At 46.6% G+C, this 20,369-nt stretch carries 15 protein-coding genes and 7 tRNA genes; 8 read left to right on the top strand and 14 right to left on the bottom strand.

Features of this window, described 5'->3' with window-relative positions:
- Window positions 1-9: 9 nt before the first annotated feature.
- Both L5L77_RS01270 and L5L77_RS01265 read right to left on the bottom strand, forming a co-directional pair.
- Window positions 10-1,788: a flotillin family protein gene (locus L5L77_RS01270; RefSeq protein WP_028761347.1), complete on the bottom strand. Its 1,779-nt coding sequence runs from the start codon at window positions 1,786-1,788 to the stop codon at window positions 10-12.
- Window positions 1,789-1,824: 36 nt separating this feature from the next.
- Window positions 1,825-2,460, bottom strand: coding sequence for a YqiJ family protein (locus tag L5L77_RS01265; RefSeq protein WP_263221852.1), 636 nt, complete (start codon window positions 2,458-2,460; stop codon window positions 1,825-1,827).
- 439 nt (window positions 2,461-2,899) lie between these two features.
- On the opposite strand from L5L77_RS01265, the gene L5L77_RS01260 reads away from it, so the two are divergent.
- The 5 genes from L5L77_RS01260 to L5L77_RS01240 all read left to right on the top strand — a co-directional run bounded on the left by L5L77_RS01260 (window position 2,900) and on the right by L5L77_RS01240 (window position 6,547).
- The gene (locus tag L5L77_RS01260; protein WP_263221849.1) at window positions 2,900-4,405 is read left to right on the top strand and encodes a carboxypeptidase M32; all 1,506 of its coding nucleotides are present in this window, start codon (window positions 2,900-2,902) and stop codon (window positions 4,403-4,405) included.
- Window positions 4,406-4,848: 443 nt separating this feature from the next.
- On the top strand, window positions 4,849-5,346 hold the full coding sequence (locus L5L77_RS01255; protein WP_113939489.1) for a GNAT family N-acetyltransferase: 498 nt from the start codon (window positions 4,849-4,851) through the stop codon (window positions 5,344-5,346).
- Entirely contained in the window at window positions 5,343-5,693 is a 351-nt protein-coding gene (locus tag L5L77_RS01250) for a DMT family protein (protein WP_006082592.1), read from the top strand. Before L5L77_RS01255 ends, L5L77_RS01250 begins: the two co-directional genes overlap by 4 nt.
- Window positions 5,694-5,720: 27 nt before the next feature.
- Window positions 5,721-5,978, top strand: coding sequence for a DUF2960 domain-containing protein (locus tag L5L77_RS01245; RefSeq protein ID WP_006082593.1), 258 nt, complete (start codon window positions 5,721-5,723; stop codon window positions 5,976-5,978).
- 59 nt (window positions 5,979-6,037) lie between these two features.
- Window positions 6,038-6,547: an RDD family protein gene (locus L5L77_RS01240; RefSeq protein ID WP_131523600.1), complete on the top strand. Its 510-nt coding sequence runs from the start codon at window positions 6,038-6,040 to the stop codon at window positions 6,545-6,547.
- A gap of 107 nt (window positions 6,548-6,654) precedes the next feature.
- On the opposite strand, the gene lptG is transcribed toward L5L77_RS01240, so the two are convergent.
- Both lptG and lptF read right to left on the bottom strand, forming a co-directional pair.
- Window positions 6,655-7,713: an LPS export ABC transporter permease LptG gene (gene lptG / locus L5L77_RS01235; RefSeq protein ID WP_105251819.1), complete on the bottom strand. Its 1,059-nt coding sequence runs from the start codon at window positions 7,711-7,713 to the stop codon at window positions 6,655-6,657.
- On the bottom strand, window positions 7,710-8,822 hold the full coding sequence (lptF, locus tag L5L77_RS01230) for an LPS export ABC transporter permease LptF (RefSeq protein ID WP_113939369.1): 1,113 nt from the start codon (window positions 8,820-8,822) through the stop codon (window positions 7,710-7,712). The genes lptG and lptF overlap by 4 nt, the downstream gene beginning before the upstream one ends.
- Before the next feature lie 243 nt (window positions 8,823-9,065).
- Here lptF and pepA point away from each other — a divergent pair, with 243 nt between their 5' ends.
- From pepA to L5L77_RS01215, 3 genes are all read left to right on the top strand, one after another.
- On the top strand, window positions 9,066-10,574 hold the full coding sequence (gene pepA, locus L5L77_RS01225) for a leucyl aminopeptidase (RefSeq protein WP_006082597.1): 1,509 nt from the start codon (window positions 9,066-9,068) through the stop codon (window positions 10,572-10,574).
- 341 nt (window positions 10,575-10,915) lie between these two features.
- On the top strand, window positions 10,916-11,419 hold the full coding sequence (locus L5L77_RS01220) for a DNA polymerase III subunit chi (RefSeq protein WP_263221848.1): 504 nt from the start codon (window positions 10,916-10,918) through the stop codon (window positions 11,417-11,419).
- A 20-nt stretch (window positions 11,420-11,439) separates the two neighbouring features.
- On the top strand, window positions 11,440-14,316 hold the full coding sequence (locus L5L77_RS01215; protein ID WP_263221846.1) for a valine--tRNA ligase: 2,877 nt from the start codon (window positions 11,440-11,442) through the stop codon (window positions 14,314-14,316).
- 593 nt (window positions 14,317-14,909) lie between these two features.
- On the opposite strand, the gene L5L77_RS01210 is transcribed toward L5L77_RS01215, so the two are convergent.
- The 10 genes from L5L77_RS01210 to alaS form a co-directional block, all read right to left on the bottom strand.
- Window positions 14,910-14,986: transfer RNA gene (locus L5L77_RS01210), tRNA-Arg, on the bottom strand.
- Window positions 14,987-15,087: 101 nt separating this feature from the next.
- Window positions 15,088-15,179 (bottom strand) — tRNA-Ser (locus tag L5L77_RS01205).
- Window positions 15,180-15,224: 45 nt separating this feature from the next.
- A tRNA-Arg gene (locus L5L77_RS01200) sits at window positions 15,225-15,301 on the bottom strand.
- A 49-nt stretch (window positions 15,302-15,350) separates the two neighbouring features.
- Window positions 15,351-15,427: transfer RNA gene (locus tag L5L77_RS01195), tRNA-Arg, on the bottom strand.
- A gap of 49 nt (window positions 15,428-15,476) precedes the next feature.
- Window positions 15,477-15,553: transfer RNA gene (locus L5L77_RS01190), tRNA-Arg, on the bottom strand.
- Between the two features lie 44 nt (window positions 15,554-15,597).
- Window positions 15,598-15,674 (bottom strand) — tRNA-Arg (locus L5L77_RS01185).
- 22 nt (window positions 15,675-15,696) lie between these two features.
- Window positions 15,697-15,788, bottom strand: a tRNA-Ser gene (locus L5L77_RS01180).
- 205 nt (window positions 15,789-15,993) lie between these two features.
- Window positions 15,994-16,191, bottom strand: coding sequence for a carbon storage regulator CsrA (csrA, locus tag L5L77_RS01175; protein WP_006082602.1), 198 nt, complete (start codon window positions 16,189-16,191; stop codon window positions 15,994-15,996).
- Between the two features lie 118 nt (window positions 16,192-16,309).
- Complete coding sequence (locus L5L77_RS01170) at window positions 16,310-17,566, bottom strand: aspartate kinase (RefSeq protein WP_006082603.1); 1,257 nt, start codon at window positions 17,564-17,566, stop codon at window positions 16,310-16,312.
- Window positions 17,567-17,575: 9 nt separating this feature from the next.
- Window positions 17,576-20,200 carry an alanine--tRNA ligase gene (gene alaS, locus L5L77_RS01165; protein WP_263185706.1) on the bottom strand — a complete coding sequence of 875 codons (2,625 nt, stop codon included), beginning with the start codon at window positions 20,198-20,200 and terminating at the stop codon, window positions 17,576-17,578.
- Between the last annotated feature and the right edge of the window lie 169 nt (window positions 20,201-20,369).

The following is a 20,369-nucleotide window of genomic DNA, read 5'->3' as shown; positions in this document are numbered from 1 at the left end:
TCGTTGAGATTAAGGCTTGAGCACACTTTGGCTCTCTACTACCTGCGTTTGGCTATAGTCCTTAGGTCTAGAGTTCGACAAGGTCACACCACTTAAGGCTTCGGCGGTTAAGGTGTTATTGCCGTTCAATAAATCATTCAAAGTTCCAGAGTCGCCATTCACTAACCCTAACTCCCTGAGCATGGCATCGATAACAGGCGCATTGGCGCGATAGTTTAACGCTGCACTGGTCACTTGCTCTGCGATGCCACCTTGATGGTGAGCACCTTCGCCACCCGCAGCAAATTGATGACCTGCACCATAACCTTGAAGAATCTTAATACCTTCGATGTTTTCTAACGGCTTAACGGCTTGGGCCACAATTTCAGGCAAGGCCTTCAAAATGGCGAGGGATTTTTGCAGGGCGATCTGCTCATCACTTAAAACGTTTTCTGCTTCATAAAGTGCTTGTTTACCTGCAGCTTCAACGGCATACACTTTTTCATCCGCTTCGGCCTGCAGTTTTTTCGCATCGGCACTGGCGCGCGCTTCAATCAGAATCGCACTCGATCTGTCTTCAGCTGCACGTTTCTCAGCTTCGGCCTGCACTGTTACGCCTACTGCATCACGCTCAGCTTCCTTACGGGCATCAATCACTTCAATCTCTTTGCGACGATTAGCTTCTGCCACTTGGCGCGCTGTGATTACCGCTTCTTCTTTTTCAACTTTCAGTTTTTCGGCTTCAGCTGCACGGGCACGGGCAGCTGATTCTTCTTCAGATTTGGCCGCAACCGCAATGCGTTTTTCCTGCTCAGAAACTTCGATATCCCTTTGCTGTTGAATGCGCGATTGCTCAATCGACTTATACTTTTCAATCTCACGGGTTTCGATATCTTTGGTCTTTTCGATTTCAGCGGTTTCGATGGCGCGCTCTTTAGCAATCTCGGCTTCGCGTTCTTCACGAGCCTTGTTTTCTTTCTGCTTAATAATCTCCGCTTTTTGATCGGCGCGTTTAAATTCTAACGACTGTTGCTGGATCAGGCGCGCTTCTTCTTCCGACTTTTCAATCTCTAAGGATTCCTTTTCAGCTTCGAGGTTACGCTGCTCGATCTTAATGCGGTTTTCCTGCTGAATATCGTTGGTTTCCTTGCGCTTCTCTTCGATAATCTTCGCCAGACGCGCGCGACCTTCGGCGTCAAATGCGTTGTTTTCATTAAAAAACTGCAAATCAGTTTGATCGAAACCCGTTAATGAAACCGATTCGAGTTCGAGACCGTTTTTCTCCAGATCGTTGGCGACGTTATTTTGCACCCGTTGCACAAAATCGGCACGCTGCTCATGCATCTCTGTCATGGTCATTTCGGCTGCCACGGCACGCAGCACGTCGACAAACTTAGACTCCATCAACTTTTTAAGCTCTTCAACACGGTTTGTACGCGTGCCTAAGGTTTGCGCTGCCATTGAAATACCATCGGAATGTGGGGCTACACGCAAGTAGAAATCGGCCTTCACATCGACACGCATTCTGTCCTTAGTGATTAGCGCATCTTTCTGGGTTTTCTCCACTTCGATACGCAGAGTGTTCATGTTTACCGAGATGGTTTCATGTAATACAGGCAACACAATAGCGCCGCCATCTTTAATGATTTTCTCACCACCAAAGCCGGTACGCACAAAGGCCATTTCTTTGGTTGCACGTTTATATAGCTTGGCGAAAATTAACCCGATCACAATCAGGCCGAGTAGCACCATACCCGCAACGAGCAAAATAAAACTACCGGATGAACCTACGTTTGTTAACACATCCATTTGATTTCCTTTCAATTGATTTATGGCTTGGGAAGATTAATTATCAAAACGCGTAGCAGACCAGACTCGGCCTTCTCGCTTAAGCAGCACGACTTGAGTGCCTGAGGTAAACTCGATATCCGAAGTTTCGGGCTCGACTAAAACGTAATGTTTTTGTTGATGTTTATCGCGAACGACAGCTTCAGAGGGCATGCCTTTAATTGCGCAACCTAAGGTGATAGTGCCGACATAGCCGCTAAGATCATCTAGCGAGATCGCACTCGATTCATTTTTAGGCAAATGATCAGCAAGCACTCGGCCAAAATAACGGCAAGAAAATGCACTGGCGACAATAGCAATGGGTAAAGTGAACAGTTGCGGCAGTAAAAAACCGGCAAGACTAACACTGATAAAATTGACGATATAACCCGCAATCGCAAAACTGGTCAGCGCAAGCACAAACCAAATAAGTAATGGGAGTCTATTTAGGCACAGCCAACCGGCAATGCCCGTGAGTCCACCCGCGCCCACATCAGCATCATATTCCACATCAGCAGGTACCCATTGGTCTAACGCACTTAACATGCTTAAACCTATGAATAATGCGAAGACTTCAAACACACCAAGGGCCAGTACGCAGGCAAAAGCTATGGTGTAAGGTAAATTAGGCTGTTCAACTAAAAACGCCCACATAGTCATCTCCTTGAACAATACAGCATTCCATTTATTTCACTGTAATTATCGACTTAACCACAACAGAATAGCAAGGCAAGCACAATTTCCAAACTAAAAATTGTCCCTAAAATAGATTTTGACTATCACTCTGCTGCGCCAAAATCGCGTGGCCATCTTCGCTACGAGTACCCTATCGAAAACCACTTTAACACTACAACTCTCTTTTTAACTTACCCCGCTAGCGCTGCAAATAGCCGTAATCGCCATATATGGCGTGGATGCCATTTCTTCAGGAGCAATAAATGGCCTTGCCTCAAGTGCGTTACTATAGCGTTAATATCAGCCCACTGAGTCCTGCATCTTCAGGTTGTTTGAGTATACTGTTGACGTCATTGTATTATCATCCTGTTATTGTTATTTATTCGCGCAGAATTTGATGCGCCAGAAGGGAAATTCCATGGACTCACCCAAGAGCAAAGTACCAACACCAAGTTACGATAAACTGACAGCACATTTTCAAAAAATTTCTCACTTTGAACATTTCAGCGCTCTAGGTGACTGGGATCAAGCAGCCATGATGCCTATGGGCGGTAATAGCGATCGCGGCGATGCAATGGCTGAACTGGCGCGACATATCCACACACTCAAAACCTCAACCGTCTTAGCCGAACACTTACACAGCGCGACGGACGAATCTCTCACAACGGAACAACAAGCTAACCTGCGGGAAATGCAGTACCAATATCAACAGGCAAATTTAGTGCCCGGCGATCTCGTGCAAGCCAAAACTAAAATGGCCTATCAATGTGAAAATGCGTGGCGTGAACAACGTAAAAATAATCACTGGCAAGGCTTTAAACCAAACCTTAAAGCAGTAATTGCACTTGCTAAGGAAGAAGCGCAGATCCGCGGCGAAGCCCAGAATATTTCCCCCTATGATGCCCTGCTCAATAAATTTGAACCGGGAATGACCTCGCCAAAGCTGGAGCAAACCTTTGGCGGACTGAAAGATTGGCTACCGACACTTATCCAAGAAGTGCTGGCTAAACAGGCAAACGAGCCTAAGTTAACGCTAAATGGTCCCTTCGATATTAGCGCGCAGCAAGCCCTTGGCCGAGACGTAATGGATTTTCTAGGGTTTGACTTTAACCACGGCAGGCTGGATATCAGCAGTCATCCATTTTGTGGCGGCGTGCCAAGCGATGTGCGGATAACGACCCGCTACAATGAGGCTGATTTTAGCAGTGCTATCATGGGCATAGTTCATGAAACAGGCCATGCCAGATACGAGCAAGGTTTACCTAAAGCGTGGCGTGGACAACCTGCAGGACTGGCGCGTTCTATGGGTATCCACGAGAGCCAGAGTCTATTCTGCGAAATGCAACTCGGGGCAAATCCGGCATTTTTACGACAATTGCAGCCTAAAATTGCGCAACATCTTCATTGTCATTTTAGCGCCCAAGAATTAGCACAGCATTACACCCGCGTAGCGCCCGGACTTATCCGTGTAGATGCAGATGAAGTCACCTATCCTTGCCACATTTTACTGCGCTTTGAGGCAGAAAAAGCCTTTATCGACGGCAGCTTAACCGTAGAGGATTTGCCTGATTTTTGGTCGACGCAGATGCAACAACTACTGGGGATTAATACCGATGGCAACTACCGAGACGGTTGCATGCAGGATATTCATTGGGCCGTTGGTGAACTAGGGTATTTCCCAAGTTACACCTTAGGCGCCATGTATGCCGCCCAATGTCGTTTTGCGATGGAAAAAGCCTTAGGGCCAATTGAAACCCTGATCGATGCAGGCAAGTTGAACTCTGTATTCCAATGGTTGAGTGAACACATTTGGTCTAAGGGATCTTTGCTCACAACCGATGAACTGATACGCCAAGCAACGGGCGAAACCCTAAATGGTCAATATCTTGAGCGTCACCTGCGCCAACGATATCTGGGTATTTAACCGCTGCTAATGCTTATACCCAAGCTACCTGAAGAGTCGAGTTTCAGAGCGCCTAGGGTGCATCAATTCAAGGCGCATCAATGACAGAATGTCGGCCACCTTTTGAATTGATGCAACACGGAAGTGGAGTGCCCTAGGCGCTCCGTCCCGGCGGGTTTTAACGCACTTTATGCTGTGTTGGTTATTTTTTACTTAGCCCGCTAGGTCTGCAAATAACCGCCTTGCCTAAAGTGCGTTAAATTCCCGCTGAATCCTGTATCTTCAGGTTGTTTGGGTATACAAGCGCTGAAAGCTCAGTTTATACGGGTTTTAAAGCGCTTTATATTGCCGCTGGAGCCTGCATTTTAACGCTGCTTGAGGTTATAATGCCGAGCTTATTTGAATCAGGACTCTTTCCACGGAGTTCCTTCAACAGAACTCTTGAAACAGGATAAATGTCGGCCATGTTACTGCGTGCAATCACCCCAGAGGATTGGGATGCCATTTTAGCGATCCAAGACGAGTGTTACTCACAACTGGATCCTGAGCCACTGCACGTCCTGCAAAGTAAATGGCAGGTATCACCTCAGTCCTGTTTTGTGTTCGAAGTAGATAAGTCGGTTGTCGGTTATTGCTTGGCCCACCCATGGACCGCCAATATGCCGCCAGCACTATATCAGCCCATCACCCATTTACCCAAGGCTGATACCTTATACCTACACGATATTGCGATTTCGGCTAAAGCCCAAGGTTTAGGCGCTGGCGCTAAGGCGCTGACCCGCCTAACACTATTGGCGGATCGCTATAATCTCAATTCCTTATCCCTCGTAGCCGTACAAGGTGCCGACAGCTATTGGCTTAAAATGGGTTTTAAACCTAAAGCAATCGATAAATGTCTTGGCAGCTATACTGACGATGCTATGTATATGATTTATAAATTTAATCATAGAGATGAAAAATGAATCCAACCCTAACCACTATCGGTTTACTTTGCTTAAGTAATATTTTTATGACCTTTGCTTGGTACGGGCATTTGAAAACGCTAGGCTCAAAACCTTGGATTATTGCGGCCTTAGTGAGCTGGGGTATCGCCCTATTTGAATACTTGCTGCAAGTGCCAGCTAACCGTATCGGCTACACAGTAATGAATGTCGGCCAGTTAAAAATATTACAAGAAGTCATCACCTTAAGTTTGTTTGTCCCCTTTGCCTATTTCTATATGAAAGAACCATTGAAGCTCGATTATCTGTGGGCAGGACTGTGCATCTTAGGTGCTGTGTATTTTATTTTTAGAAGTGAATTTAATTAATTTCAGACTTATTTCAGGAGAACTCCCATGGCCCGTCAAGTCACTTATACCTTCAAAGGTAAGACGAAAACTATCGCCTTTAGCTACGACAAACACCATGATTTATATGAAGCTGTGGCCGAAGCCGAAGGCATAGATCTGACCAAATTTTTGGCTATGGAACAACAAGTCGCCATGACATCTCGTAAAGGTGCTAAGGCTGAAAAAGAATTCAGGAAAGTAGAGTTTGCCCGCTTTGGTTTTAGCAATATCCACTTTGTCAGAGATGAAGAACCTGAAGCCTAGGCTAATGTATTAATTGTTTTTTGTATTAGCTGTAAGCACTTCAATAACAGGACACTGTAATGCTCAATACCGAACATGCTAACTTCCCCCGCGCAGGATTCTTCCGCCGCCTAGGCGCTGCAATTTACGATTCGATGTTAGCCGTGGCCGTCTATATGGTTGCGGGCGCAATGGGCTTTGGGATTTTCTACGGCCTCACCGCTTCAGGACTGGCTGGCATGAATGGCTTTGAACATGTCTCAGATGCACTCAATGGCACGCCAGTTTATCAGGGAATTTATCAACTCTGGCTTGCCTTGTGTGTCGGCACTTTCTACGCATTATTCTGGAGTAAGGGCGGTCAAACCTTAGGGATGCGCGCTTGGCGGCTTAAAATTCAGCATCCTAATGGCCAAAACTTAAGCCTGATCACTGCCTACGCTCGCATCATTTGGTCACTGCTCGGCATTGGCAATTTATGGATTTTAATCAATGATGATAAGCGCGCACTGCAGGATATGATGACTCGCTCAGAGGTGGTCGTACTGTCTAAAGAAGCCAACCAAATGCGTAACTGGCATGGGGCATAAGTTTATTCTTAAGTAAATCCGAAATACAAAAAACGACGCAACAGCGTCGTTTTTTATGGGCTATTTTTAATTGACGGAATCCGGAGTAAGGAGTAATAAGCTGCGTATCATCGCCGGATAAAGTAGAAGGCAACGCCAGTAAACAACAAGCTTGGCGCAACAGCCCCCACATAAGCAGGTAGCTCATACACTATACTCATGGGGCCAAAAATCTCATTACTGATATAAAAGCTAAAACCTGCTACGACCCCAAGTAATACGCGCGCACCCATAGTCACAGTCCGCAGCGGACCAAATACAAACGACAGTGCCACTAACATCATCACTGCGACCGTCACGGGTTGCATCACCTTGCGCCATAAAGCAAGCTCATAACGGCTGGGATCTTGACTGTTAGTTTTAAGGTAATCAAGATAACCGACCAGACCACGTATAGATAACGCCTCGGGTTTAATCGAAACCACACTGAGCTTATCTGGCGTTAAACTCGACTGCCATTGGTCTTCTTCAAGATACTCAAGCACGACTTTTTCATAGCTTAAATCAGTACGTTTAACGTCAAATAAACGCCAGCGATCTTGGGAAAATACCGCTCGGTCTGCGTGAACTACGTTGGTGAGCTTAAGTTCGCTATTGAATTTATAAAGCGTGATATTGCTGAGTTTATTGATGTTTTCAACTTCACCAATATTAACGAACAAATCACCATCCTTTGCCCAAATTCCACGATGGGACTTAATTAAACTCCCACCAGAGAGTTTAACAGCTTGCAACTCATTGGCTTTTTGCTCAGCAATCGGTGCGCCCCATTCCCCTAAAACCATCACCAATAACATCAAAGGCACAGCAGTTTTCATCGCCGACATAGTGATCTGTAAACGTGACATGCCAGAAGCTTGCATCACCACAAGTTCGGAATTCGATGCCAACATTCCCATACCAATCAAAGCGCCTAGCAAGACGGCCATAGGGAAAAACATTTCAATATCCCGTGGCACTAAAAATAAAACATAGATGCCAGCATCCATCATGCTGTAGGTGCCACGGCCAACTAAACGCAGCTGATCAACCCATTTGATGATGCCCGACAAACCAGTCAACACCAGCAAACAAAGCGCTGAAGTGCTTAACAATATTCTGGCGATATAAAGGTCTAATATCTTCATGCTGCCACCTTCTTATTGGCAAACAAGGACGATATACGACTGAAAATAGGCCTATCTTTGCCGAGCAAGAATAACCCCATCAAGAGCGCAGAAACATGGATCCACCACATACCTAAATACAATGGAATAATCCCATCTTGCAATGCCTTACGTCCCGCGACCATTAGCCCAAAATAGCCAAGATATAAAAGTACTGCTGGGAACATCTTAGCAAACTTACCTTGGCGCACATTCACCCGCGCCAACGGCACAGCAATCAGGGTCATAATAGGAATCGCGAGCGGGATAGCAAGACGCCAGTGGAATTCAGCAGCGGCTTCAGCACCTTCAATTTTCACGAGTTCATCAACGGGCAGTGCAGATAATTTACGGCGACGCTCATCAACTTGCTGCTCTTTAATTTGCATTTTATAACCGCCAAATTCGATCATTTGGTAGTCCTTTGCCTTCGGGCTGCCTTGATAACGCACGCCGTCATTCAAGTTCAATTGTTGAGCACCTGAACTATCTTCCTGTACTCGTCCACCTTTAGCCACCACGACATTGGTCACGCCAGTTTCATCATCAGGATCTGGCAACTGGGCTACAAACACTTTATCTAACTCGTTATCTTTACCAATACGCTCAACAAATAATACCGCGCGACCATTGGGACTCGCCTGAAAACGCCCTTGGATTAAGGCAGCAAGACCCGCTTCGGACTGGGCTTTTTCGAGCACTTGGTTTTGCTGTTCTTCTGCCCAAGGGGCTACATAAAGGGATAAATAGCCAGTAAACAGCATATTGATCACGGCGAGGATCAGCGTCACGCGGGTGACATACCACTCACTGACTCCAACACCGTGGAGAATGACCATTTCATTTTCGGAATACATACGGCCGTGGGCCAGTAAAATACCCAAGAACAAACTTAACGGCAGCACTAAGATCACCAGATAAGGCAAGTTAAGCCCAATCAGAGTCATGATTAAAGAGGCGGGAAAATCGCCGTCGGAGGCATCGGCCAGTATACGCACGAAATGCTGGCTAATAAAAATAGTTAACAGCACTAAAAGTACCGCAATTTGTGCCTTTAAAACTTCTCGAATAAGGTATTTAAATACAATCACAGGCAGGATCCGGTCTCTAAACTTATCTTTTTGCTGGTAACAGACTAACTTTCATGTAAACTGTTTACTTTTGATAGTTTTCTGACCAGCTTCAGGGGTTCTAGGTAAACTTAACGTCACGAAATGCGTGACTCAAGCACCGAGAATAAATCACCTTTGGAGTAATAACTTAGGCCCTTTTCGGGACAAGCAGACATTATCCAATAAATATAAAAATTTGTCTTTAAGAATCTAGGAGTGCTCATGGAGTTTAGCGTAAAGAGCGGTAGCCCCGAAAAACAACGCTCAGCCTGTATCGTGGTCGGTGTTTATGAACCCCGTCGTCTGTCGGGTATCGCGGAGCAATTAGATAAAATTAGCGAAGGTTATATCAGTAACCTACTGCGTCGTGGCGATCTGGAAGGTAAACCTGGCCAGATGTTATTGCTGCACCATGTTCCTAACGTATTGAGTGAACGTGTATTATTAGTGGGTTGTGGCAAAGAACGAGAACTAGACGAACGCCAATACAAGCAAATCATCACTAAAACAATCAACACCCTTAACGAAACGGGTTCAATGGAAGCCGTTTGCTTCTTAACTGAACTGCACGTGAAAGGACGCGATACGTATTGGAAAGTACGTCAAGCGGTTGAAACCACTAATAGCAGTCTTTATAGCTTTGATGCCCTGAAGACTCGCAAAGGTGAAACTCGCCGTCCACTGCGTAAATTAGTGTTCAATGTCCCGACTCGCCGTGAATTAACCTTAGGTGAGCGCGCCATCGAGCATGGTATGGCAGTATCTGCTGGCATGCACTTATGTCGCGATGTGGCCAACATGCCACCGAACATCTGTAATCCAGCCTATTTAGCTTCACAAGCTCGCCAAATGGCTGAAATACACGACACTCTGCATGTCACCACTATCGGTGAAGAGCAAATGGCCAAACTGGGCATGAACTCATACCTTGCAGTCGGTCGCGCCAGTGCCAACGAATCCATCATGACTGTGATGGAGTACAAAGGCGCTGTCGATAGCACAGAAAAACCAATCGTATTAGTCGGTAAAGGGTTAACCTTCGACTCGGGTGGTATTTCATTGAAGCCTGGCGAAGCCATGGACGAAATGAAGTACGACATGGGTGGCGCAGCGGGTGTTATCGGCACTATGAAAGCCATCTGTGACATGAAGTTACCTATCAACGTTGTGGGTATTCTGGCTGGCTGTGAAAACATGCCATCGGGTAATGCTTACCGTCCAGGTGACATTCTGACCACTATGTCAGGCCAAACCGTTGAAGTGTTAAATACCGATGCGGAAGGCCGTCTAGTCCTATGTGACGTATTAACCTATGTTGAGCGTTTCGATCCTGAATTAGTTATCGATACTGCAACCCTGACTGGCGCGTGTGTGATTGCCCTTGGTAAACACGCATCGGGTCTGTTCTCATCGCATAACCCTCTGGCACACGAACTATTAAGTGCCGGTGAGCAAAGTGGTGACCGCGCATGGCGCATGCCATTGTGGGATGAGTATCAAGATATGCTCGACAGCCCATTTGCTGACATGACCAACTTAGGTGGCCGTCCAGCAGGTGCTATCACAGCAGCATGTTTCCTTTCGCGCTTTGCTAAAAAGTACAACTGGGCTCACTTAGACGTTGCGGGCACAGCTTGGAATAGCGGTGCTAACAAAGGTTCTACGGGCCGTCCAGTGCCACTATTGACTCAGTTCCTGATCAATCGTGCTGGTGTTGAACTCGGCGAATAACCAACTATCCGGCCTTAGTGTGTTAAAGGCTCGATAAATGAAAGGCGAAGATTTTCATCTTCGCCTTTTTTATTTTCTTAATTTAATCAGAAAATCGATTTCCTGAATAAGAACTTGAATAAAAAACTGAACAACTAATGGTTTTAGAATCATTTTTCAAAGAGTTATAGCTCTACCCTCTTCATCTCCAACGGTTTGAAAGCATCCCATTAAGTCCAGCCAGACAGTGATAGATAAAACCTCACCGTAAGGTTTGCCCTAAGCATTAACCCATACTGACTTTTAGTGTAAACTGCTGCTCTCGTTCGCCATTAAAACAAGTGAAGCAAGGCATTGAAATCATGACTCAAGTGCTGTTTTATCTTATGCCGCCAGTGGCATCGCCTGCCAAAGCCAAGGCTGATTCACCTGTTGAAACCACGAATGCGAACCCTGCACTTTGCGAGATGCATCTTCTGGCATGCCAACTGGCGCAACAGGCTTTTGTGAAGCAACAATGGGTCTATATCCATTGCCAAGATAAACAGCAAGCCCATGCAATTGATGAACTTTTATGGCAGTTTGAGCCAAGTGCCTTTGTACCTCATAACCTCAAAGGTGAAGGCCCGATGACGGGATCGCCGGTAGAAATTGGTTTTGATCGCCTCGGCGCCAACAAAAGTCGCCAAGTTCTGATTAATCTTGCAGACCAAGCGCCCCCATTTGCGGTAAACTTTGGCCACATTATCGATTTTGTTGCCAATGACGATCAGCATAAAGCGGTCGCTCGCGAACGTTATCGACAGTATCGCGGCTTAGGGGTCAATTTACAGACCCAAGACTTAGCAACACATCCACTTAATTAGTTTGAGACAGACACGTTCCCATGGAAAAAACATACGATCCGCAGTCCATCGAGCAAACGCTTTACCAAAACTGGGAAGAGCAAGGTTACTTCAAGCCACATGGCGATGAATCCAAAGGCAATTATTGCATCATGATCCCGCCCCCTAACGTGACGGGCAGCTTGCACATGGGCCACGCCTTCCAAGACACCATCATGGATACCTTGACCCGTTACCAACGGATGAAAGGCAAAAATACCCTATGGCAAGTCGGTACCGACCACGCGGGTATCGCCACCCAAATGTTGGTTGAGCGCAAGCTTGAAGCCGAAGAAGGCAAAAATCGCCATGACCTAGGTCGCGATGCCTTTATGGATAAAGTGTGGGAATGGAAAGCGCAATCGGGCGGCACTATCACTAAGCAGCTACGTCGTATGGGCGCTTCTGTTGATTGGGACCGCGAGCGTTTCACTATGGACGAAGGCTTGTCCAAGGCCGTGCAAGAAGTGTTTGTACGTCTGTACGAAGACGAGTTGATTTATCGCGGTAAACGTTTGGTCAACTGGGATCCAAAGCTGCACACGGCTATCTCTGATTTAGAAGTGGAAAGCAAAGAAAAACAGGGCCACATGTGGCATCTGCGTTATCCACTGGCCGACGGTGAACTGACAGCCGATGGTAAAGACTATTTAGAAGTCGCTACCACGCGCCCAGAAACCATGCTCGGCGACAGTGCGGTTGCAGTGCATCCCGATGATGAACGCTATCAAGCCTTGATTGGCAAATATATTCTACTGCCAATAGTGAATCGCCGCATTCCTATCGTCGCCGACGATTACGTCGATATGGCCTTTGGTACAGGTTGCGTGAAGATCACCCCTGCCCATGACTTTAACGACTATGAAGTCGGTAAACGTCATAGCCTACCCATGTTCAACGTGCTGACCTTAGATGCCGCCATTCGCGTAAGCGCCGAAGTGGTTAACTCTGACGGCACCTTTAACAAAACCCTCGATGGCAGCTTGCCTGAGCGCTTTGCCGGACTTGATCGTTTTAAAGCGCGCGATGCTATCGTCGCTGAATTTGAAACCTTAGGCCTGCTCGAAAAAATCGCGCCACACGCCTTGAAAGTCCCTTATGGCGATCGCTCAGGTGTGGTTATCGAACCGATGCTAACCGACCAATGGTATGTGGCTGTTGCGCCCATGGCGAAAACCGCTATCGAAGCCGTTGAAAATGGCAGCATCAAATTTGTGCCGCAGCAATACGAGAACATGTACTTCTCGTGGATGCGCGACATTCAAGACTGGTGTATTTCGCGTCAATTGTGGTGGGGTCACCGTATCCCTGCATGGTACGACGAAAATGGCAAAGTCTATGTCGGCCGCAACGAAGCCGAAGTGCGTGCTAAGCACAATATCAGCGACTCAATGACATTACGCCAAGACGAAGACGTACTGGACACTTGGTTCAGCTCAGCCCTGTGGACGTTCTCAACCTTAGGTTGGCCTGACAATTTAGAAGATTTAAAAACCTTCCATCCAACCGACGTGTTGGTGACAGGTTTTGACATCATCTTCTTCTGGGTTGCCCGTATGATCATGATGACCATGCACTTCATCAAAGATGAAGACGGTAAACCACAGGTCCCGTTCAAAACCGTATATGTGACTGGCCTTATCCGCGATGAAGCGGGTAACAAGATGTCAAAATCTAAGGGGAACGTACTCGATCCATTAGATATGATCGACGGTATTGATTTAGAAACGCTAGTTGAAAAACGTACCGGTAATATGATGCAGCCACAGCTGGCCGCTAAAATTGAAAAGAGCACTCGCAAAGAGTTCGAAAATGGCATAGAAGCCCACGGTACTGATGCACTGCGCTTTACGCTTGCGGCGATGGCCTCAACGGGTCGTGACATCAACTGGGACATGAAGCGCTTAGACGGTTACCGTAGCTTCTGTAACAAGTTATGGAACGCCTCACGCTACGTGCTGATGAACACAGAAGATCAAGATTGCGGCCCAGGCTCACCACAGTACAAAGGCGGCGAGCTAGAACTGTCGTTGGCCGATCGCTGGATTATTGGTTTATTCAATCAAACCGTTAAGACCTTTGACGATCACATGGCGGCCTATCGTTTCGACTTAGCGGCCAATACCCTGTATGAGTTCACTTGGAACCAGTTCTGTGACTGGTACTTAGAGTTAACCAAACCGGTATTGCAAAACGGCAGCGAAGCGCAAATGCGCGGCACCCGCCACACCTTAGTGACAGTGCTCGAAGCGATGCAGCGTCTGATGCACCCTATGATGCCGTATATCACTGAAACCATTTGGCAGCGTGTTAAACCGTTAGTAGGTGTCACAGGTGATACCATTATGCTTGCGCCGTTCCCAACATTTGATGCCGCTAAAGTCGATAGTGCAGCAATGGCCGATTTAGAATGGGTTAAGCAAGTGATTGTCGCCGTGCGTAACATTCGCGCCGAACTGAACATTGCCCCTTCTAAGCCATTAAATGCCCTACTCCGTGGTGTTAGCGCGCAGGATAAAGCCCGTGTAGAAGCAAACCAAACCTTCTTCACGACGCTTGCTCGCTTAGAAAGCATGACGATTCTAGGTGAAGGTGAAACTGCCCCTATGTCAACCACAGGTTTGATTGGCGAGATGGAGCTGCTGATCCCTATGGCAGGCTTAATTGATGTCGCCGCCGAAATGGCCCGTATCGACAAACAGCTTGAAAAACTCGGCCAAGAGATCGCGCGCATCGAAGGTAAATTGTCGAACCAAGGTTTTGTGGCAAAAGCTCCAGCCGAGGTTATCGACAAAGAGCGCGCTAAGATGACCGATCTCAAGCGTGACATGGACAAGCTCAACGAACAAAAATCAGAGTTCGCTAAGTTAGAAGCTTAAGCTTCTCATTTACTCTGATTCACTTGTTATGATTAGTTCTAACTGAATGAAGGGCAGCCACTTGGCTGCCCTTCTTGTATCTATATCGCTGCAATCTATGAGCAATTATGAGCCTTAATCTACGTTCTTGAGCCAAATGCCGCCTTTAACCCGAGTCAACTCTAAACACTGTCATTTAACCTACGGCACTGTATTGAAACCACCACACCATTCATCCTCATCATTCCCCGTGGTCTATCGCTCATGAGCTCACACGTAGCCCATCACTGCCGACATGCGTAAACACCACATATGTAGACTAAAGAACAGCTAATACCTCCAGAGACAGCACTGAGAGAGCTGACATAGATATCCAATGTCGTCATAGACTCTCAACACAAGCAAAAGCAGATTCTTCAGTGAGTTGAACCTAAGAAAGAGAAGTGTTTAAAACGAAATGGCTAAAGATAGCGACACCGAAGATAGCTAAGGTAAAGCAAAAGATGATGATGCAAAGTTAAGGTTAAACCTAAGCGGGTAAAAATATAATGAGTTAAACCATTACAGATTAAAAAATAAAAAAGCCCTGCAATTGCTTGCAGGGCTTATCTATATGGTGCGCGTGGAAGGAGTCGAACCTCCGACCGCCTGGTTCGTAGCCAGGTACTCTATCCAGCTGAGCTACACGCGCAAATTCGTTTTTGTACTTCTAAGATCCAATAAAGATTGAGTCTAGGATAAGCACTTTTATCTGGCAAATTTATTCTATTCCCCTCGACTAAGAGAATAGAATGGCGGAGAAGGAGGGATTCGAACCCTCGATGGGAGTTAAAGCCCATACTCCCTTAGCAGGGGAGCGCCTTCGGCCACTCGGCCACCTCTCCGCGTTTAACGCTTTAAATCAACAAGACGTATCTCGTTAACTATATTGGTGCGCGTGGAAGGAGTCGAACCTCCGACCGCCTGGTTCGTAGCCAGGTACTCTATCCAGCTGAGCTACACGCGCATGTTAAACGGTAAAACACTAATACGACCTAAATCATATTAATTTAAATTGGTGCGCGTGGAAGGAGTCGAACCTCCGACCGCCTGGTTCGTAGCCAGGTACTCTATCCAGCTGAGCTACACGCGCATGTTAAACGGTAAAACATTAATACGATTTAAATTATATTAATTTAAATTGGTGCGCGTGGAAGGAGTCGAACCTCCGACCGCCTGGTTCGTAGCCAGGTACTCTATCCAGCTGAGCTACACGCGCGACTTGTATCTAAATTTACTTTTACATCAAACACTAATAAAAAATGGTGCGCGTGGAAGGAGTCGAACCTCCGACCGCCTGGTTCGTAGCCAGGTACTCTATCCAGCTGAGCTACACGCGCACTGTTTTCTATCAGTAAGAAATGGCGGAGAAGGAGGGATTCGAACCCTCGATGGGAGTTAAAGCCCATACTCCCTTAGCAGGGGAGCGCCTTCGGCCACTCGGCCACCTCTCCGTTTTCTTGGCGCACATATTACTGTTTGACGAAAATAAGTCAAACCCTTTTTCCGAAACAGATTCCATTTGAACTGTTTTTAATCACATTGCTGTTATATCAAGCCAATGTATTGATTTACGCCAATCTTTCGGTCTAAAAAATAAAAAAGCCAGTTAAAAAACTGACTCTTCTGTTGCCGTAGTACGCTTGCCAAAACAAGGTACTAAAAGTTACCACCTTCCGATGGTGTACCTGATTTTTCAGATTGAATGCGTTGGTAGATTTCTTCGCGATGAACAGAAACCTCTTTTGGTGCATTCACACCAATACGCACTTGATTGCCTTTTACCCCTAGCACTGTAACTGTGACTTCATCACCAATCATCAGTGTTTCGCCAACACGACGAGTCAAAATCAGCATTCGATAGCTCCTTTATTTCTTAATTCAGCTTACACACGGCACTCATCCGGTAGATGGGCTTATTATAAGGTCAGCTTAGTACAAATTAATAGTATTCAATACTCAAACGGTTATTTAATTACACCTTATTTAGCTCGAAAGCGTGATGTAACGCCCGAACCGCCTTGTGTAAGTCCCTTTCATCGATAACGGTTGATAATTTACTCTCTGACGTCGTGAGTAACTTAGCATGAATAGTTTCATTACCCAAGACTTCTAACATCTTAGTCAATAATCCCATTTTTGCCTGTAAACCTTTGCCAACTAAAGATACTTTTGCACGTTGACGTTCGATAATCAATGGCCCGAGTGCGAGGCTTTCACTTAAGCCTTCGAGCTCATTAAGTAGAGTATCGACCTTAGCTTCAGCGAGCATAAAACTGACGCGACCCGAAGGATCATCCTCATGGATCCTCAATGGAGAAATAAATTCCACATCGATTTCCAATCGCGTTAAGCAGCCTAACAGCGCTTGATAACGTTCACTGGTGGTAAACAGCCCTTCAATCGTTAGCGTTGCCAGCGCCTTATTAATCGCGATACCTTGCACTAACGAGGCAATAGTTAATTCCGACTCGTCGCCAAATTGGATTAACGTCCCCTGCCCAGCTTCAAAGCTCGACAATACTCGCAGCGGTACGCGAAAACGCTCGGCGTATTCAACAGAATCGGGATGCAATACTTTAGCGCCGAGCTTTGCCATTTCGAGCATCACATCAAACCCAATCACATCGAGGCGACGTGCACTGCTATCAATATTCGGATCTGTGGTAAATACCCCAGCCACATCGGTAAAAATCTGGCATTCATCGGCTTCTAACGCTGCCGCTAAGGCTACTGCAGTGGTATCTGAACCACCGCGTCCTAAGGTGGTCACTTCGCCTTGAGGATCGATGCCCTGAAACCCTGCAACGATCGGCACAACACCATCGGCAAGCAAAGACTGCAAATATTCAGTATCAACTCGCTCAATGCTGGCGCGGCCAAATTGACTATTTGTATGAATTTGCACTTGATCGCCCGTAAGGGATTTTGCTTTTATGCCGCGACGTTGTAGCGCCATCGACATCAAAGCAATACTCACTTGCTCACCCGTCGATACTAGCATGTCTAACTCGCGCGCCGAGGCGCGCGGATTAATTTGTGCTGCAAGTGCAAACAGGCGATTCGTCTCACCCGCCATCGCGGATAAAACTAAGACTTGCTGCTCACCATTGTGAGCTGACTTTGTAATCTGCTCAGCGACCGCTTCGATACGTTCAATAGAACCCACCGAAGTACCGCCGAACTTTTTCACAAAAAGCTTGCTACCACTAAGCTTTCGTTTTTGGGGCACAGCAACCTCTTAAGCTAGACGCTCAGTAATCCAAGGTAATACTTGAGCCAATGCCGCATCCAGATTTTCTGGCTGGCTACCGCCCGCTTGAGCCATATCAGGACGACCACCGCCTTTACCGCCCACTTGTGCAGCGACCATAGCGACGAGCTCACCCGCTTTGACTTTACCGATCAGATCGTTACTCACACCCGCGATCAGGTTAACTTTCCCTTCCTGCGCAGTACCAAGCACGATAATGGCCGATTTCAATTTCTGTTTTAATTCATCTTGCAAGCCGCGTAATGAACTTGCCTCAACGCCGTCTAATTTTTTGATCAGTACGTTAACGCCATTAACTATAACGGCATCGCCCACTAAGTCTGCACTCGCTGCGGCCGCTAGCTTATCTTTCAGCTGCGCCATTTCTTTTTCGAGTTGCTTCATCTTATCGAGCTGCACTTTTAACTTAGCCACCACTGAGTTGGCATCGCCTTTCAATAAGGCTGCAGCTTCTTCCAGTTCAGCTTGTTGCTGCGCCACAAAAGCCATAGCGGCAGCACCAGTCACGGCTTCGATACGACGTACACCTGCAGCAATACCCGCTTCTGAGGTGATCTTAAATAAGCCGATGTCGCCAGTGCGGCCCACATGGGTGCCGCCACACAATTCGATAGAGAAATCGCCCATAGTCACAACACGCACTTGTGAATCATATTTCTCACCAAAAAGTGCCATAGCGCCTTTCTCTTTAGCTTCATCTATGCCCATTTCAGCGGTTTTAAGTTCATGGTTACGACGAATTTGAGTGTTAACTAATTCTTCAACTTCTTTTAATTCAGCAGCTTTTACGCCTTCGAAATGGGAGAAGTCAAAACGTAAACGCTCAGGATCAACCAAAGAACCTTTTTGCGAGACATGAGTACCGAGCACTTGACGCAGTGCGGCATGCAGTAAATGCGTAACAGAATGGTTTAACTGAGTACGGTGACGCAGTTTTTTGTCCACTTTCGCTTCAATAACTTGGCCAACGCTCAAGCTACCTGTAGCCAAAACACCTTGATGGCCCGTTGCTTGACCATACTTTTGCGTATCGTTTACCGTAAACTCAATACCGTTTGCAACCAATTGGCCTTTATCGCCTACTTGACCGCCAGATTCCGCGTAGAAAGGTGTTACATCGAGCACGACAACGGCTTCATCACCCGCTTTGATCGCCGTCACTGACTCACCATTTTGATAAATCGCGGTGACCTTAGCTTGACCCGCTAATTCGGTGTAACCACTAAATGCAGTTTCAGTATCAATTTTCAGCGCAGCGTTATAATCTGCACCAAAGTTACCGGCAGCTTGTGCGCGGCTACGTTGCTCAGCCATGGCGACTTCGAAACCGGCTTCATCGACAATGATGTTGCGCTCACGGCAGACATCAGCGGTCAAATCCATTGGGAAGCCATAGGTGTCATACAGCTTAAATACGGTTTCGCCGTCTAAGGTGTCACCTTTCAACTCGTTTAAGGCCGTATCTAAAATACCTAAACCACGTTCAAGCGTACGGGCAAATTGCTCTTCTTCCGCTTTCAGTGCCTTTTCAACAATCGCTTGAGTCTCAGCTAACCCTTTTGCTGCATCGCCCATCACCGCAATCAAAGACGGAACCAGCTTGTAGAAGAAAGCTTCGGTCGCACCTAACTTGTTACCATGGCGAACTGCACGGCGAATAATACGGCGCAGCACATAACCACGGCCTTCGTTCGACGGCATAACGCCATCGGCAATTAAAAATGCACATGAACGGATATGATCGGCAATGACTCGCAGCGACTTTTCAGATAAATCACTAACACCAATGACCTCTGCGGCTTTAGCAATCAAAGTACGGAAAATATCGATTTCGTAGTTAGAATGTACGCCCTGCATAATCGCAGCAATACGCTCAATCCCCATACCTGTATCAACCGAGGGCTTAGGCAAAGGTAACATTTCACCCGATGCTTGACGGTTGTACTGCATGAAAACGATGTTCCAGATTTCGATGAAACGATCACCATCCTCTTCAGGACTGCCAGGACGTCCGCCCCAAATATGATCACCATGGTCATAAAAAATCTCAGTACATGGACCACAAGGACCGGTATCACCCATTTGCCAGAAGTTATCTGACGCAAAGGCAGCACCTTTATTGTCACCGATACGTATGATGTTCTCGGCAGCGACACCAATTTTTTTATTCCAGATTTCAAAGGCTTCATCATCTGTCTGATAAATAGTGACGCACAGACGTTCCTTAGGCAGCTTTAACGTTTCAGTTAAAAAAGTCCAACCCAAACGAATCGCTTCTTCTTTGAAATAATCACCAAAACTGAAGTTACCTAGCATTTCGAAAAAGGTGTGATGACGTGCTGTGTAGCCAACGTTATCCAAATCGTTATGTTTACCACCGGCGCGTACACAACGTTGAGCAGTGGTCGCACGCGTATAATTGCGTTTGTCCATGCCAAGAAACACGTCCTTGAACTGGTTCATGCCTGCATTGGTAAATAAAAGTGTGGGATCGTTGCCTGGCACTAATGAACTACTGTCCACAACTTGATGACCATTGCTGCGGAAAAATTCGAGGAAAGCGCTTCTGAGCTCTGCTGTAGTTTGATACATGAAATCATCCTGAATTGGGTAAGCATTACCAGCTACGCCTTAGGCTAGCCGTATTTCTATTTGCCCAGCATTATAAGCAGACTAAGGAAGGACGACCAGTCTTGATTGGTGATATACACATCAGGAATTTAATATTTTAACGTGAATCGCCCACACCAGAGTCACTAGA

The sequence above is a fragment of the Shewanella sp. SM29 genome (assembly GCF_025654245.1).
GTDB lineage: Bacteria > Pseudomonadota > Gammaproteobacteria > Enterobacterales > Shewanellaceae > Shewanella > Shewanella oncorhynchi.
The sequence above is the reverse complement of the archived record's forward strand: the minus strand, read 5'-3'. Positions and strand labels throughout refer to the sequence as shown.

Bases quoted from the DNA above. Each gene is read 5' to 3' on its own strand.
- csrA (WP_006082602.1), bottom strand. From the start codon at position 16,191: ATGCTGATTTTGACTCGTCGTGTTGGCGAAACACTGATGATTGGTGAT.
- alaS (WP_263185706.1), bottom strand. From the start codon at position 20,200: ATGTATCAAACTACAGCAGAGCTCAGAAGCGCTTTCCTCGAATTTTTC.
- L5L77_RS01240 (WP_131523600.1), top strand. From the start codon at position 6,038: ATGCTCAATACCGAACATGCTAACTTCCCCCGCGCAGGATTCTTCCGC.
- L5L77_RS01260 (WP_263221849.1), top strand. From the start codon at position 2,900: ATGGACTCACCCAAGAGCAAAGTACCAACACCAAGTTACGATAAACTG.
- L5L77_RS01220 (WP_263221848.1), top strand. From the start codon at position 10,916: ATGACTCAAGTGCTGTTTTATCTTATGCCGCCAGTGGCATCGCCTGCC.
- L5L77_RS01255 (WP_113939489.1), top strand. From the start codon at position 4,849: ATGTTACTGCGTGCAATCACCCCAGAGGATTGGGATGCCATTTTAGCG.
- L5L77_RS01265 (WP_263221852.1), bottom strand. From the start codon at position 2,460: ATGTGGGCGTTTTTAGTTGAACAGCCTAATTTACCTTACACCATAGCT.
- L5L77_RS01215 (WP_263221846.1), top strand. From the start codon at position 11,440: ATGGAAAAAACATACGATCCGCAGTCCATCGAGCAAACGCTTTACCAA.
- lptG (WP_105251819.1), bottom strand. From the start codon at position 7,713: ATGAAGATATTAGACCTTTATATCGCCAGAATATTGTTAAGCACTTCA.
- L5L77_RS01270 (WP_028761347.1), bottom strand. From the start codon at position 1,788: ATGGATGTGTTAACAAACGTAGGTTCATCCGGTAGTTTTATTTTGCTC.
- L5L77_RS01245 (WP_006082593.1), top strand. From the start codon at position 5,721: ATGGCCCGTCAAGTCACTTATACCTTCAAAGGTAAGACGAAAACTATC.
- L5L77_RS01250 (WP_006082592.1), top strand. From the start codon at position 5,343: ATGAATCCAACCCTAACCACTATCGGTTTACTTTGCTTAAGTAATATT.
- pepA (WP_006082597.1), top strand. From the start codon at position 9,066: ATGGAGTTTAGCGTAAAGAGCGGTAGCCCCGAAAAACAACGCTCAGCC.